Genomic DNA, 13,509 nt, shown 5'->3' with positions numbered 1-13,509 from the left:
CCGCTCCGGCAAAGGCGAAGCATGCCCCAGCACACCTCAGGGTCCGACCGCGCTGCGGTGCCCCCCGCTGCCCGCGGCAGCGTGCGGACCACCGCGCCCTCGTCCCTGGAGGTGCTGTGGCGCTCGTACAAGGACTCGGGTGACGAGCGGTTGCGGGAGCAGCTGATCCTGCACTACTCACCCCTGGTCAAGTACGTGGCGGGCCGGGTCAGCGTGGGCCTGCCGCCCAACGTGGAGCAGGCCGACTTCGTCTCCTCCGGGGTCTTCGGGCTCATCGACGCCATCGAGAAGTTCGACATCGAGCGGTCCATCAAGTTCGAGACGTACGCCATCACCCGCATCCGCGGCGCGATGATCGACGAGCTGCGGGCGCTGGACTGGATCCCGCGCTCGGTCCGGCAGAAGGCGCGGGCCGTGGAGCGCGCCTACGCCACACTGGAGGCCCAGCTGCGGCGCACCCCCTCGGAGTCCGAGGTCGCAGGGGAGATGGGCATCGGCGTGGACGACCTCCATGCCGTTTTCAGCCAGTTGTCCCTCGCCAACGTGGTCGCCCTGGAAGAGCTGCTGCACGTCGGCGGAGAGGGCGGCGACCGCCTGTCGCTGATGGACACCCTGGAGGACACCGCCGCGGACGACCCGGTGGAGGTGGCGGAGGACCGGGAGCTGCGGCGGCTGCTGGCACGGGCCATCAACACCCTGCCCGACCGGGAGAAGACGGTGGTGACCCTCTACTACTACGAGGGCCTCACGCTCGCCGAGATCGGCAACGTCCTGGGTGTCACCGAGAGCCGGGTCAGCCAGATCCACACCAAGTCGGTCCTCCAACTGCGCGCCAAGCTGGCGGATGTCGGGCGCTGAGCTTGCGGCGGCTCCGTAGAGTGGACGTGTGCCCAGGATTCGAGCGGCCTCCGTGGCCGAGCACCGGTCGATGCAGCGCGGCGCCCTCTTGGACGCCGCGCGCTCCCTGTTGTCCGAAGGCGGGACGGAGGCGCTGACCTTCCCCGCCCTCGCGGAGCGGACCGGGCTGGCCCGCTCCTCCGTCTACGAGTACTTCCGCTCCCGTGCGGCCGTGGTCGAAGAGCTGTGCGCGGTGGACTTCCCCGTCTGGGCCGCCGAGATCGAGGCGGTGATGGAGCGGGCCCCCACACCCGAGGCCAAGATCGAGGCCTACGTGCGCAGCCAGCTGGGCCTGGTCGGGGACCGCCGCCACCGGGCGGTCGTGGCGATCTCCGCCGGCGAGCTGGACGCGGGCGCGCGGGAGAAGATCCGCGCGGCCCACGGCGGCCTGGTGGCGATGATCGTCGAGGCGCTGGGCGCGCTCGGCCAGGCCGAGCCGAGGCTGGCCGCGATGCTGCTCCAGGGCGTCGTCGACGCGGCCGTCCGCCGGATCGAGCTCGGCGCCGCCGAGGACCCGGCCGTGGTGACGGAGGCCGCGGTGGCGATGGCCCTGCGGGGAGTCCGGGGCTGACGCCCCGCGGCTCCTGCCGGCCCCCTCGCCTCAGCCCTCCGCCGGCGGGACCGGCAGGAGCCGGGGAGCCGCCGGCGGCAGGAGCGTGAGCGGGTTGAGGTAGACCTCGCCCGCCAGCAGGCCCCAGTGCAGGCACGGGCCCGGGCAGTGGGAGCCCTCCGTGAGGACCGCCACCACCTGGCCCGCCGTGACCTGCTCCCCCTCGGCGACCAGCGGGCGGACCGGTTCGTAGGTCGTGCGCAGCCCGCCCGCCAGGGTCAGCGAGAGCACCCCGCGCCCGGCCACGGGTCCGGCGTGGTGCACCCGCCCCGCGCCGACCGCGCGCAGCTCCGCGCCCACCGGGGCGGCCAGGTCCACCCCCCGGTGGCCGGCGGCGTAGGGGGTCGGGGGCGGGTCCCACCAGCGGACCACGGCCAGCGGCGCGGGCAGCGGCCGGCCCTTCCCCGGCCCCGCCACCGGTGCCGGTTCGGCCACGGCCCCCGCCGGGGGCTCGGCCCTGGCCACCGCCGCGGGCTCGGGCGCGGCCCCCGCCGTGGCCGCGCCCGGCGGCGCCGCCTGGGCCAGCAGCAGGAACAGGCTGATCAGCAGTGTCGTCATGGGCCCAGGGTCCCGGGCCCGCGACCCCCGCGCCGGAGCCTGTGGAGGGCCGGCCCGATGTGGACAAGTACGTCACCCGGCATACCCGCCGGTCCCGTACACTTCTTGTGGCGATCCGGGTCACCGGGTCGACTTCGCACGCCCCAGCACCAGCCCGAAAGGGCCAGGTGACAGCGTCTCTCGGTCCCCTTCATGGGGGCAGGCCGCGGCGGGGCGTCAGGAACCAAACCGAGAAAACAAGGAGATGGCCATGGCCGTCGTCACGATGCGGGAGCTGCTGGAAAGCGGCGTCCACTTCGGTCACCAGACCCGCCGTTGGAACCCGAAGATGAAGCGCTTCATCTTCACGGAGCGCAACGGCATCTACATCATCGACCTCCTGCAGTCGCTGTCGTACATCGACCGCGCCTACGAGTTCGTGAAGGAGACCGTCGCGCACGGCGGCTCCATCATGTTCGTCGGTACCAAGAAGCAGGCGCAGGAGGCCATCGCCGAGCAGGCGACGCGCGTCGGCATGCCGTACGTCAACCAGCGCTGGCTGGGTGGCATGCTCACCAACTTCTCCACCGTCTACAAGCGCCTCCAGCGTCTGAAGGAGCTTGAGGCGATCGACTTCGAGGACGTCGCCGCCTCGGGTCTCACCAAGAAGGAGCTCCTGGTCCTCTCCCGCGAGAAGACCAAGCTGGAGAAGACCCTCGGTGGTATCCGCGAGATGTCGAAGGTCCCCAGCGCCGTCTGGATCGTCGACACCAAGAAGGAGCACATCGCCGTCGGTGAGGCGCGCAAGCTCCACATCCCGGTCGTCGCGATCCTCGACACCAACTGCGACCCCGACGAGGTCGACTACAAGATCCCGGGCAACGACGACGCGATCCGCTCCGTCACCCTGCTCACCCGCGTGATCGCCGACGCCGTCGCCGAGGGCCTCATCGCCCGCTCCGGCGCTGCGACCGGCGACTCGAAGCCGGGCGAGAAGGCCGCCGCCGAGCCGCTCGCCGAGTGGGAGCGCGACCTGCTCGAGGGTGACAAGAAGGCCGACGACGCCGAGGCCGCTCCGGCCGAGGCCGCCGCCGAGACCGTCGAGGCTCCGGCCGCCGAGGCCGAGGCCCCCGCCGCCGAGACCCCGGCCGCCGAGGCTGTCGAGGCTCCGGCCGCCGACGCCGAGCAGGCCTGACCCACTGAGAGCGTCCGGCGTTCACCCGCCGGGCACTCCCAGCACGGACGATGACGGCGGGGGAGCCGCGCCACGAGCGCGGCGCCTCCGCCGTTCACCCGTAGATCTACGACTTCGAGAGAGAATCACAGACTCATGGCGAACTACACCGCCGCTGACGTCAAGAAGCTCCGCGAGCTCACCGGCGCCGGCATGCTGGACTGCAAGAACGCGCTCGTTGACGCCGACGGCGACGTCGAGAAGGCCCAGGAGGCCCTCCGTATCAAGGGTCAGAAGGGCGTCGCCAAGCGCGAAGGCCGTTCTGCCGAGAACGGTGCCGTCGTCTCCCTCATCGCCGACGACAACACCTCCGGTGTCCTCGTCGAGCTGAAGTGCGAGACGGACTTCGTCGCCAAGGGCGAGAAGTTCCTGGCCGTCGCCAACCAGCTGGCCGCCCACGTGGCCGCCACCTCCCCGGCCGACCTCGAGGCGCTGCTCGCGTCCGAGATCGAGCCCGGCAAGACCGTCACCGCTTTCGTCGACGAGGCCAACGCCAACCTCGGCGAGAAGATCGTCCTGGACCGCTTCGCGCAGTTCACCGGCGGTTACGTGGCTTCGTACATGCACCGCACGATGCCCGACCTGCCGTTCCAGATCGGCGTCCTGATCGAGCTCGACAAGGAGAACGCGGACGTCGCCCGCGGCGTCGCGCAGCACATCGCCGCCTTCGCCCCGCAGTGGCTCTCCGCGGACGACGTCCCGGCCGAGAAGGTCGAGTCCGAGCGTCGCATCGCCGAAGAGGTCACCCGCGCGGAGGGCAAGCCCGAGGCTGCCATCGCGAAGATCGTCGAGGGTCGCGTCAACGGCTTCTTCAAGGAGGCCACCCTCCTCGGCCAGCCGTACGCGCTGGACAACAAGAAGTCCGTCCAGAAGGTCCTGGACGAGGCCGGTGTCACCCTGAAGCGCTTCTCGCGCATCAAGGTCGGCATCTGAGTCCGTCCGTACGCGACGGACACCGGACCCCGGTAGGGTCTGAAGCAGTCGTCCGCGCTTGCGCGAGGCGACCGCAGATCTGACGAGGAGGCCATTGCCGCAGAGGGAACCGCGAGGACCCACCGGCAATGGCCTTCTTCGTATGTGCACGAGGAGATCTCCATGAATCAGGGCGTGGACCCCCACACCGCTTCCGACGACAAGAGCGACCAGGACAAGAAGGGCCGCCGCTTCATGCTGAAGCTGTCGGGCGAGGCCTTCTCCGGTGGCGGAGGGCTCGGCGTCGACCCCGACGTCGTGCACGCCATCGCGCGTGAGATCGCCGCGGTGGTCCGCGACGGCGCGGAGATCGCCATCGTGATCGGCGGCGGCAACTTCTTCCGCGGCGCCGAGCTCCAGCAGCGCGGCATGGACCGGGCCCGGTCCGACTACATGGGCATGCTCGGCACCGTGATGAACTGCCTCGCCCTCCAGGACTTCCTGGAGAAGGAGGGCATCGACTCCCGCGTGCAGACCGCCATCACCATGGGCCAGGTCGCGGAGCCGTACATCCCGCTGCGCGCCGTGCGGCACCTGGAGAAGGGCCGCGTCGTCATCTTCGGCGCCGGCATGGGCATGCCGTACTTCTCCACCGACACCACGGCCGCCCAGCGCGCCCTGGAAATCGACGCCGAGGCCCTGCTCATGGGCAAGAACGGCGTCGACGGGGTCTACGACTCCGACCCGAAGAAGAACCCGGACGCGGTGAAGTTCGACGCGCTGGAGTACGGCGAGGTGCTCTCCCGCGACCTCAAGGTCGCCGACGCCACCGCCATCACCCTGTGCCGCGACAACAAGCTGCCGATCCTCGTCTTCGAGCTGCTCGCGGAGGGCAATATCGCGCGCGCCGTCAAGGGTGAGAAGATCGGCACGCTCGTCAGCGACCAGGGAACCCGGGCCTGAGCAGTTTGCTGCCGGACCGAACCCGCCCGGCTCGGCCCGTCCCGCCCGCCCGCCCGAACCATCCATTCAAGACATGCAGGAGCACGTGGTGACCGAAGAGATCCTCCTCGAGGCCGAGGAGAAGATGGAAAAGGCCGTCGTCGTCGCCAAGGAAGACTTCGCCGCGATTCGCACCGGTCGTGCGCACCCGGCGATGTTCAACAAGATCGTGGCGGACTACTACGGCGCCATCACGCCCATCAACCAGCTCGCCTCCTTCTCGGTGCCCGAGCCGCGCATGGCGATCGTGACCCCGTTCGACAAGAGCGCCCTGCGCAACATCGAGCAGGCCATCCGCGACTCCGACCTCGGGGTCAACCCGAGCAACGACGGCAGCATCATCCGGGTGACCTTCCCCGAGCTGACGCAGGACCGCCGCAAGGAGTACATCAAGGTCGCCCGCACCAAGGCCGAGGACTCCAAGGTCTCCATCCGCGCCGTGCGCCGCAAGGCCAAGGACGCCCTCGACAAGCTGGTCAAGGACAAGGAGGCCGGCGAGGACGAGGTGCGCCGCGCCGAGAAGGAGCTCGACGACACCACCGCGAAGTACGTCGCGCAGGTGGACGAGCTCCTGAAGCACAAGGAAGCCGAGCTCCTCGAAGTCTGATGAACGACTCTTCCTGGCAGCCGGAGCCGGTTCCGGCGGGTCCCGCATACGATGCGCAGGTGGGCCCGCACACTCGGCCCATGCCCATCGTGCCCGATGCCGCCGGCCGTGACTTCGACGACCGGGAAGCACGCGATCGGGGGGCCGCCGCAGACCGCGGCCCCCTCTTCCGCGCCGAGACGCCGCCGCAGGAGCCCATGCCCAGCCCCCCGCCTCCGCATGCCCCGCAGCCGCAGGACGCCTCGCCCCCGCCGCCGAAGAAGCGCGCCGGGCGGGACCTGCGGGCCGCCATAGGGGTGGGCGTCGGCCTCGGCGCGGTGATCTTCGCGTCCCTGTTCGTCGTCAAGGCCGTCTTCGTCGGCGTTGTCGTCGTCGCGGTCGTCGTGGGCCTGTGGGAGCTGACCTCCCGACTCCACGAGAAAAAGGGCATCAAGGCCCCGCTGGTGCCGCTCGCGGTCGGCGGCGCGGCCATGATCATCGCCGGGTACGTCCGCGGGGCCGAGGGCGCCTGGGTGGCGATGGCCCTGACCGCGCTGGCGGTCCTGGTCTGGCGGATGACCGAACCGCCCGAGAACTACCTCAAGGACGTCACGGCCGGCGTCTTCGCGGCGTTCTACGTCCCCTTCCTGGCGACCTTCGTGGCGATGCTGCTCACCGCCGACGACGGTCCGCAGCGCGTGGTCACCTTCCTGGTCCTGACCGTGGTCAGCGACACCGGGGCCTACGCCGTGGGCTGGCGCTGGGGCCGGCACAAGCTCGCGCCCCGCATCAGCCCCGGCAAGACCCGCGAGGGCCTGCTGGGCGCGGTGGCCTTCGCCATGGTGGCGGGCGCGCTGTGCATGGAGTTCCTCATCGACGGCGGCGCCTGGTGGCAGGGCCTCCTGCTGGGTCTCGCGGTTGCGGTCAGCGCCACGCTGGGCGACCTCGGCGAGTCGATGATCAAGCGCGACCTGGGCATCAAGGACATGGGCACCCTGCTGCCGGGCCACGGCGGCATCATGGACCGGCTCGACTCGCTCCTGCCGACGGCCCCCGTGGTGTGGCTGCTGCTGGCGGCCTTCGTGGGCACCGGCTGACCTGCGTCCGGCCGACCTGTACCGGCTGACCTGCGAAAAGGCGGCGTGACACGCCGGGCGGTTACTCTTGGAAGGCGCGCTGCTTCTGCGGCGCGCCTTTCGTCTTACAAGGAGTACCTGCCATGGCCCGCCCTGTTCCGGGAGAGCTCACCTTCGTCGCCCCGCGCGGAGCCAAGAAGCCTCCCCGGCACCTCGCCGACCTCACTCCCGAGGAGCGCCGCGAGGCGGTCGCCGCGATCGGTGAGAAGCCGTTCCGGGCCAAGCAGCTCTCCCAGCACTACTTCGCGCGCTACGCGCACGACCCGGCCGAGTGGACGGACATCCCCGCGGCCTCCCGCGAGAAGCTCCGCGAGGAGCTCCTGCCGGACCTGATGAACGTCATCCGGCACATCAGCTGCGACGACGACACCACCCGCAAGACCCTGTGGAAACTGCACGACGGCACGCTCGTCGAGTCCGTGCTGATGCGCTACCCCGACCGGGTCACCATGTGCATCTCCTCGCAGGCCGGCTGCGGCATGAACTGCCCGTTCTGCGCCACCGGCCAGGCCGGCCTGGACCGCAACCTGTCCACCGCCGAGATCGTCCACCAGATCGTCGACGGCATGCGCGCCCTGCGCGACGGCGAGGTCCCCGGCGGTCCGGCCCGCCTGTCGAACATCGTCTTCATGGGCATGGGCGAGCCGCTCGCCAACTACAACCGCGTCGTCGGCGCCATCCGCCGCCTCACCGACCCGGAGCCCGACGGCCTGGGCCTGTCGCAGCGCGGCATCACCGTCTCCACCGTCGGCCTGGTGCCGGCCATGCTGCGGTTCGCCGACGAGGGCTTCAAGTGCCGCCTCGCGGTCTCGCTGCACGCGCCCGACGACGAGCTGCGCGACACCCTGGTGCCCGTGAACACGCGGTGGAACGTCCGCGAGGTCCTCGGTGCGGCCTGGGAGTACGCGGAGAAGTCCGGCCGACGGATCTCCATCGAGTACGCGCTGATCCGCGACATCAACGACCAGGCCTGGCGCGGCGACCTGCTCGGCAAGCTGCTCAAGGGCAAGCGCGTGCACGTCAATCTGATCCCGCTGAACCCGACGCCCGGCTCGAAGTGGACCGCCTCGCGGCCCGAGGACGAGAAGGCCTTCGTCGAGGCCATCGCCCGGCACGGGGTGCCCGTGACCGTACGGGACACCCGCGGCCAGGAGATCGACGGCGCGTGCGGCCAGCTCGCGGCCTCGGAGCGCTAGTGCGGTGATCGGTATTCGGCCGCGGGGGTACCCTGTGGCCGAACCAATTTCATATTCCGACAGGGGAGCGCCACAGCGCTGAGAGTGCGGTCCGTCACCGCAGACCCTCTGAACCTCGCCCCGGTCATTCGGGGTAGGAAGTTCGGTCATTCACTCAAGCTGTTGCGCCCTGCCCGGCGTCCGCTCGCAGAGAGCGCCGGGCAGGGCCGCGTCTTCTCCTGGACATCCCAGGAGGAATTCACCAGTGAGCACCACCAAGAAGATCGCGGGCGCTGCGCTCGCCGCCGCGCTGGGCGTCACCACGCTCAGCGCCTGCGGCAAGGCCGAGGACGCCTCGCAGGCCGGGGGCGACGCCCCGAAGTCCACGACGGTCACCCTCGTCTCGCACGACTCCTTCAACGTGACCGAAGCGGTCCTGAAGGAGTTCGAGCAGCAGAGCGGCTACACCGTCAAGGTGCTGAAGTCCGGCGACGCGGGAGCCGCGCTCAACCAGGAGATCCTCACCAAGGGCTCCCCGCGCGGGGACGTGTTCTTCGGCGTCGACAACACCCTGCTCTCCCGCGCTCTCGACAACGGCATCTTCACGCCGTACGAGGCCAAGGGCCTGGACCAGGTCAAGCCGGAGTTCCAGCTGGACAAGGAGCACCGGGTCACCCCGGTCGACTCCGGTGACATCTGCGTGAACTACGACAAGGCCTACTTCGCCGAGAAGAAGCTCGCCCCGCCGCAGACGCTGGACGACCTGGTCAAGCCGGAGTACAAGAACCTGCTGGTCACCGAGAACGCCGCGACCTCCTCGCCGGGCCTCGGCTTCCTGCTCGCCTCCGTCGGCAAGTACGGCGACGGGGAGGCCTCCGGGGGAGGCTGGAAGGACTGGTGGAGCAAGCTCCAGGCCAACGGGGTCGAGGTCGTCGACGGCTGGGAGCAGGCCTACAACGAGCGGTTCTCCGGCTCCGCGGGCGGCAGGAAGGCCAAGGCCGACCGGCCGCTGGTGGTCTCCTACGCCAGCAGCCCGCCGGTGGAGGTGCTCTACGGGGAGCCGCAGCCGGCCGAGGCGCCGACGGGCGTGGCCACCGGCACCTGCTTCCGCCAGATCGAGTTCGCGGGCCTGCTCAAGGGCGCCGGGAACGAGGCGGGCGGCAAGGCGCTCCTGGACTTCCTGATCAGCAAGAAGTTCCAGGAGGACATGCCGCTGCAGATGTTCGTGAACCCGGTGACGAAGGACGCCTTGCTGCCGGAGCTGTTCACGAAGCACGGCGTGGTGGTCGACAAGCCCGAGAACGTGGCTCCCGAGACCATCGCCAAGAACCGTGAGCAGTGGGTCAAGGCATGGACCTCGCTCGTCGTGAAGTAGGCGGGACCGCGCAGGCGGGTACGGCGCCGGGGGGCGCCGTACCCGGCCCGGGCGCCGGCTCGGGGGCCGGCCCTGGGCGCGGCGAAGGGGGCAGGGCGGTCGCGGTGCGGCTCGCGCTGATGGCGGTGCCCCTCGCCTTCTTCGGCCTGTTCTTCGGCTGGCCCGTCGTCTCCATCGTCGGCCGCGGGCTGAAGACGGACGACGGCTGGCAGTTCGGCCGCATCGGCGAGGTGCCGGCCCGCCCCGACATCGCCGACGTCCTGTGGTTCACCACCTGGCAGGCCCTGGCCTCCACGGCGCTCACCCTGCTCGTCGCGCTGCCCGCCGCGTACGCCTTCGCGCGCCTGGAGTTCCCCGGCAAGCAGTTCCTGCGCGCCCTGGTCACCGTGCCCTTCGTGCTGCCGACCGTGGTCGTCGGCAGCGCCTTCCTCGCACTGGTCGGCCGGGGCGGCCTGCTGGACGAACGGTGGGGCGTCCGCCTGGACACCACCGTCTGGGCGATCCTGCTCGCCCACGTCTTCTTCAACTACGCGGTCGTCGTCCGTACCGTCGGCGGCCTCTGGGCGCAGCTGGACCCCCGCCAGGAGGAAGCCGCCCGGGTACTGGGCGCGGGGCGGTTCGCCGCCTGGCGGCGGGTGACGCTGCCCGCCCTGGGGCCGGCGGTGGCCGCCGCCTCGCTGATGGTGTTCCTGTTCACCTTCACCTCCTTCGGCGTCGTCCAGATCCTCGGCGGGCCCGCGTACTCCACGCTTGAGGTGGAGGTCTACCGCCAGACCGCGCAGCTCCTGGACCTGCCCACCGCGGCCGTCCTGACGATGGTGCAGTTCGCGGCCGTCGGCGGGGTCCTCGCCGTGCACGCCTGGACCGTGCGCAAGCGGGAGACGGCGCTGCGGCTGACGGACCCCGCCCGCACCGCGCACCCGCCCCGCGGCCGGGGGCAGCACCTCCTGCTCGGCGGGGTGCTGCTGACCGTGGCGCTGCTGATCGTGGCGCCGCTGGCCGTCCTCGTGGAACGGTCCTTCGACGCTCCCGGCGGATACGGCCTCGGCTTCTACCGGGCCCTCCAGGACGCCGGGGCCGGCGGCGGCACCTTCCTGGTGCCCCCGCTGGAGGCCGTCTGGAACTCCCTGCAGTACGCCCTGGCCGCCACCGCGATCGCGCTCGTCATCGGCGGGCTCGCCGCCGCGGCGCTGACCCGGCGCGGCGGCCGCTTCGTACGCGGCTTCGACGCGCTGCTGATGCTCCCGCTCGGGGTGTCCGCCGTGACGGTCGGCTTCGGCTTCCTGATCACCCTCGACGAGCCGCCGCTGGACCTGCGGACCTCGTGGATCCTGGTGCCGCTGGCGCAGGCCCTGGTGGGGGTGCCCTTCGTCGTACGGACCATGCTGCCGGTGCTGCGGGCCGTGGACGGGCGGCTGCGGGAGGCGGCCGCCGTACTCGGCGCGTCCCCGCTGCGGGCCTGGCGCGAGGTGGACCTGCCGCTCGTGCGGCGGGCCCTGCTGATCGCCGCCGGATTCGCCTTCGCGGTCTCGCTGGGCGAGTTCGGGGCGACCGTCTTCATCGCCCGGCCCGACCGGCCGACGCTGCCCGTGGCGGTGGCGCGGCTGCTGGGCCGGGCCGGCGAGCTGAACTACGGGCAGGCGATGGCCCTGAGCACGATCCTGATGCTGGTCTGCGCGGTGTCCCTGCTGGCACTGGAGCGGCTGCGCCCCGACAAGACCTCCGGAGAGTTCTGATGACCCTGCTCCAGTTGGAAGGGGTGTCGGTCCGCTTCGGTGAGCGCGCCGTCGTGGACGCCGTCGACCTCGCGGTGGCCGAGCACGAGACGGTGTGCGTGCTCGGGCCGAGCGGCAGCGGCAAGTCGACGCTGCTGCGCGTGGTCGCCGGGCTCCAGCAGGTGTCCGGCGGCCGGGTCCTGCTGGGCGGCGCCGACCAGGCCGGGGTGCCCGTGCACCGCAGGGGCGTCGGCTTGATGTTCCAGGACCACCAGCTGTTCCCGCACCGGGACGTCGGCGCGAACGTCTCCTTCGGGCTGCGCATGCGGGGCGCCCGCCGGGCCTCGTACGAGGCGCAGGTCGCCGGCCTGCTCGACCTGGTCGGCCTGCCCGGAGCCCAGGGCCGGGCGGTGGCCTCGCTGTCGGGCGGCGAGCAGCAGCGGGTGGCCCTGGCCCGGGCGCTGGCGCCCTCGCCCCGCGTCCTGATGCTGGACGAGCCGCTGGGCCAGTTGGACCGCGGGCTGCGGGAGCGGCTCGTGGTGGAGCTGCGCGCACTCTTCTCCCGGCTGGGCACCACCGTGCTGGCCGTCACCCACGACCAGGGGGAGGCCTTCGCGCTGGCCGACCGGGTGGTGGTCATGCGGGACGGCCGCATCGCGCAGGCCGGCAGCCCGCTGGAGGTCTGGCAGCGCCCGGCTTCGGAGTTCGTGGCCCGCTTCCTCGGCTTCGACAACGTGGTCCCGGCCATGGTGTCGGGCGGCTCCGCGGACACCCCGTGGGGCATGGTCCCGGTCCCCGGCTCGGTTCCGGACGGGCCGCGCACCCTGCTGGTCCGCCCCGCCGGGGTGCTGCTCGCCGGGGACGGGCTGCGCTGCGTCGTGGAGTCGCGCACCTTCCGCGGTACGCACGTCGCGCTCCGGCTGCGGCCCGAGGCGGGGCCGCAGCTGGAGGCGGAGTGCGCCCTGGCCGGGGCGCCGTCCCCGGGCGACCGGGTCGCGGTGGCCTTCGAACCGGCCGAGGTGGTCGTCCTGCCGGCGGAGCCCGCGGCCGGCCGGTGAACCTCTTCCGGTCACCGCACTAGGAGCGGATGCCCTCGCAGGAGACCAGCAGGTGGCGGGGGCCGCGCAGGACCGCGTTCTTGCGGTACTCGGGCGGGTCCTTTAGCAGCCGCGGGTTCTCCAGGCGGCGGGCCAGCTCGCTGAGGGCCAGCTGCGCCTCCTGCCGGGCCAGCGGGGCGCCGAAGCAGCTGTGGATGCCGCTGCCGAGGCCCAGGTGCTGGATGTCCCCGCGGTCCGGGTCGAAGCGCTCCGGGTTCTCGAAGCGGTTCGGATCCCGGTTCCCGGAGGCCAGCATCAGCCACAGGGAGGCGCCCTTGGGGATGGTGACACCGGCGACCTCGATGTCGGAGAGGGTGCTGCGCTGCGGCAGCAGCTGCACCGGCGGCTCGTACCGCAGCAGCTCCTCCACGATCGGCACGGACAGCTCCGGGTCCTCGCGCAGCCGCCCCAGGACGTCCGGGTGGCGCAGCAGGGTCAGCATGCCGTTGGTGATCAGGTTGACCGTGGTCTCGTGCCCCGCGATCAGCAGCAGCGCGGCCGTGCTGAGCACCTCCATGGTGGTCATCGAGCCGTCCGGGCCGTCCGCCGTCGCCAGCTGGGACAGCATGTCGTCGCCGGGGTCCTTGCGGCGCTGCTCGATCAGCCCGGCCAGGTACATGCCCAGCTCCATGCGCGCGTCCATGGCGCCCTTGCCGTGCAGCGCGGGGTCGGCGTCGGGGTCCGGGTCCAGGCTGGCGGCGAGCTTCTCCGCCCAGAGGTGGAAGCGCGGCTCGTCCTCGTGGGGCACCCCGAGCAGCCGGCAGATGACCGTGACGGGGAAGGGGTACGCGAACTGGTCGACCAGGTCGATCCGGTCCAGGTTCCCGGTGCGCGCGATGCCGTCGACGAGTTCGCCGACCAGGCCGGTGAGCTCGCCCAGCATGTCGTGCACCCGGTGCGGGGCGTGCGGGGGGCCGAACGGGCGGTTCGTCATCCGCCGCAGCCGGTCGTGGTCGGGAGGGTCGAGCTTCAGGAACGACGGGGGCAGCGCGGTGCCCTCCTCCTCGGACTGCCCGAGCGGGTCCTGCGAGGTCGACTTCAGGTTCCGGGCGTCGGAGCTGATCCGGGGGTCGTGCAGCAGGCTCTGGATCTCGTAGTACGTGCTGACGACGTACGGGCCGCCGTTCCCGTCGTGGAAGACCGGGGTCTTGCGGAGCTCCTCGTACAGCGGGTAGGGGTCGGCGCGGTTCGCGTAGTCGATGATCTCCCGCAGGATGTCTGGTGTCATGACGG

Annotated in this window: 13 protein-coding genes and 1 riboswitch; of the genes, 11 read left to right on the top strand and 2 right to left on the bottom strand. The window is 71.5% G+C overall.

Features of this window, described 5'->3' with window-relative positions; translation table 11 throughout:
• The first annotated feature begins 21 nt into the window (after positions 1 to 21).
• On the top strand, positions 22 to 858 hold the full coding sequence (whiG, locus tag ACLJTM_RS02555) for an RNA polymerase sigma factor WhiG (protein ID WP_411101670.1): 837 nt from the start codon (positions 22 to 24) through the stop codon (positions 856 to 858).
• 52 nt (positions 859 to 910) lie between these two features.
• Positions 911 to 1,468 carry a TetR/AcrR family transcriptional regulator gene (locus ACLJTM_RS02550; protein WP_411102256.1) on the top strand — a complete coding sequence of 186 codons (558 nt, stop codon included), beginning with the start codon at positions 911 to 913 and terminating at the stop codon, positions 1,466 to 1,468.
• Positions 1,469 to 1,498: 30 nt separating this feature from the next.
• On the opposite strand, the gene ACLJTM_RS02545 is transcribed toward ACLJTM_RS02550, so the two are convergent.
• A complete protein-coding gene (locus tag ACLJTM_RS02545) occupies positions 1,499 to 2,065 on the bottom strand; it encodes a M23 family metallopeptidase (RefSeq protein ID WP_411101669.1) in 567 nt (188 codons plus the stop codon).
• Between the two features lie 250 nt (positions 2,066 to 2,315).
• On the opposite strand from ACLJTM_RS02545, the gene rpsB reads away from it, so the two are divergent.
• The 9 genes from rpsB (at position 2,316) to ACLJTM_RS02500 (ending at position 12,237) form a co-directional block, all read left to right on the top strand.
• Positions 2,316 to 3,239 carry a 30S ribosomal protein S2 gene (gene rpsB / locus ACLJTM_RS02540; protein ID WP_411101668.1) on the top strand — a complete coding sequence of 308 codons (924 nt, stop codon included), beginning with the start codon at positions 2,316 to 2,318 and terminating at the stop codon, positions 3,237 to 3,239.
• Between the two features lie 135 nt (positions 3,240 to 3,374).
• Positions 3,375 to 4,211 (top strand): translation elongation factor Ts, encoded by an 837-nt coding sequence (tsf, locus tag ACLJTM_RS02535; protein ID WP_411101667.1) that lies wholly within the window; start codon positions 3,375 to 3,377, stop codon positions 4,209 to 4,211.
• 162 nt (positions 4,212 to 4,373) lie between these two features.
• On the top strand, positions 4,374 to 5,153 hold the full coding sequence (gene pyrH, locus ACLJTM_RS02530) for a UMP kinase (RefSeq protein ID WP_266940843.1): 780 nt from the start codon (positions 4,374 to 4,376) through the stop codon (positions 5,151 to 5,153).
• Between the two features lie 88 nt (positions 5,154 to 5,241).
• Positions 5,242 to 5,799 carry a ribosome recycling factor gene (gene frr / locus ACLJTM_RS02525; protein ID WP_031144133.1) on the top strand — a complete coding sequence of 186 codons (558 nt, stop codon included), beginning with the start codon at positions 5,242 to 5,244 and terminating at the stop codon, positions 5,797 to 5,799.
• A complete protein-coding gene (locus ACLJTM_RS02520) occupies positions 5,799 to 6,875 on the top strand; it encodes a phosphatidate cytidylyltransferase (RefSeq protein ID WP_411101666.1) in 1,077 nt (358 codons plus the stop codon). The genes frr and ACLJTM_RS02520 overlap by 1 nt, the downstream gene beginning before the upstream one ends.
• A gap of 122 nt (positions 6,876 to 6,997) precedes the next feature.
• Positions 6,998 to 8,110: a 23S rRNA (adenine(2503)-C(2))-methyltransferase RlmN gene (gene rlmN / locus ACLJTM_RS02515; RefSeq protein ID WP_411101665.1), complete on the top strand. Its 1,113-nt coding sequence runs from the start codon at positions 6,998 to 7,000 to the stop codon at positions 8,108 to 8,110.
• 51 nt (positions 8,111 to 8,161) lie between these two features.
• Positions 8,162 to 8,268, top strand: a riboswitch (TPP riboswitch).
• An 86-nt stretch (positions 8,269 to 8,354) separates the two neighbouring features.
• On the top strand, positions 8,355 to 9,464 hold the full coding sequence (locus tag ACLJTM_RS02510; protein ID WP_411101664.1) for a thiamine ABC transporter substrate binding subunit: 1,110 nt from the start codon (positions 8,355 to 8,357) through the stop codon (positions 9,462 to 9,464).
• Between the two features lie 119 nt (positions 9,465 to 9,583).
• Positions 9,584 to 11,200, top strand: a complete 1,617-nt coding sequence (locus ACLJTM_RS02505; RefSeq protein ID WP_411102255.1) for an ABC transporter permease — start codon at positions 9,584 to 9,586, stop codon at positions 11,198 to 11,200.
• Positions 11,200 to 12,237, top strand: a complete 1,038-nt coding sequence (locus ACLJTM_RS02500; RefSeq protein WP_411101663.1) for an ABC transporter ATP-binding protein — start codon at positions 11,200 to 11,202, stop codon at positions 12,235 to 12,237. Before ACLJTM_RS02505 ends, ACLJTM_RS02500 begins: the two co-directional genes overlap by 1 nt.
• Before the next feature lie 19 nt (positions 12,238 to 12,256).
• Here the strand turns inward: ACLJTM_RS02500 and ACLJTM_RS02495 are convergent, their stop codons facing one another.
• Positions 12,257 to 13,504 carry a cytochrome P450 gene (locus tag ACLJTM_RS02495; RefSeq protein WP_411101662.1) on the bottom strand — a complete coding sequence of 416 codons (1,248 nt, stop codon included), beginning with the start codon at positions 13,502 to 13,504 and terminating at the stop codon, positions 12,257 to 12,259.
• Between the last annotated feature and the right edge of the window lie 5 nt (positions 13,505 to 13,509).

This window comes from Streptomyces sp. cmx-4-9, assembly GCF_046548835.1.
In the GTDB taxonomy this organism is placed as follows: Bacteria; Actinomycetota; Actinomycetes; order Streptomycetales; family Streptomycetaceae; genus Streptomyces.
Note: the sequence above shows the minus strand (reverse complement) of the source record. Positions and strands in the feature narration are given on the sequence as shown.

What these genes read in the sequence shown, in the direction of transcription:
- whiG (WP_411101670.1), top strand. Translation starts at nt 22, where the DNA reads ATGCCCCAGCACACCTCAGGGTCCGACCGCGCTGCGGTGCCCCCCGCT.
- ACLJTM_RS02545 (WP_411101669.1), bottom strand. Translation starts at nt 2,065, where the DNA reads ATGACGACACTGCTGATCAGCCTGTTCCTGCTGCTGGCCCAGGCGGCG.
- rpsB (WP_411101668.1), top strand. Translation starts at nt 2,316, where the DNA reads ATGGCCGTCGTCACGATGCGGGAGCTGCTGGAAAGCGGCGTCCACTTC.
- tsf (WP_411101667.1), top strand. Translation starts at nt 3,375, where the DNA reads ATGGCGAACTACACCGCCGCTGACGTCAAGAAGCTCCGCGAGCTCACC.
- pyrH (WP_266940843.1), top strand. Translation starts at nt 4,374, where the DNA reads ATGAATCAGGGCGTGGACCCCCACACCGCTTCCGACGACAAGAGCGAC.
- ACLJTM_RS02520 (WP_411101666.1), top strand. Translation starts at nt 5,799, where the DNA reads ATGAACGACTCTTCCTGGCAGCCGGAGCCGGTTCCGGCGGGTCCCGCA.
- rlmN (WP_411101665.1), top strand. Translation starts at nt 6,998, where the DNA reads ATGGCCCGCCCTGTTCCGGGAGAGCTCACCTTCGTCGCCCCGCGCGGA.
- ACLJTM_RS02505 (WP_411102255.1), top strand. Translation starts at nt 9,584, where the DNA reads ATGGCGGTGCCCCTCGCCTTCTTCGGCCTGTTCTTCGGCTGGCCCGTC.
- ACLJTM_RS02500 (WP_411101663.1), top strand. Translation starts at nt 11,200, where the DNA reads ATGACCCTGCTCCAGTTGGAAGGGGTGTCGGTCCGCTTCGGTGAGCGC.
- ACLJTM_RS02495 (WP_411101662.1), bottom strand. Translation starts at nt 13,504, where the DNA reads ATGACACCAGACATCCTGCGGGAGATCATCGACTACGCGAACCGCGCC.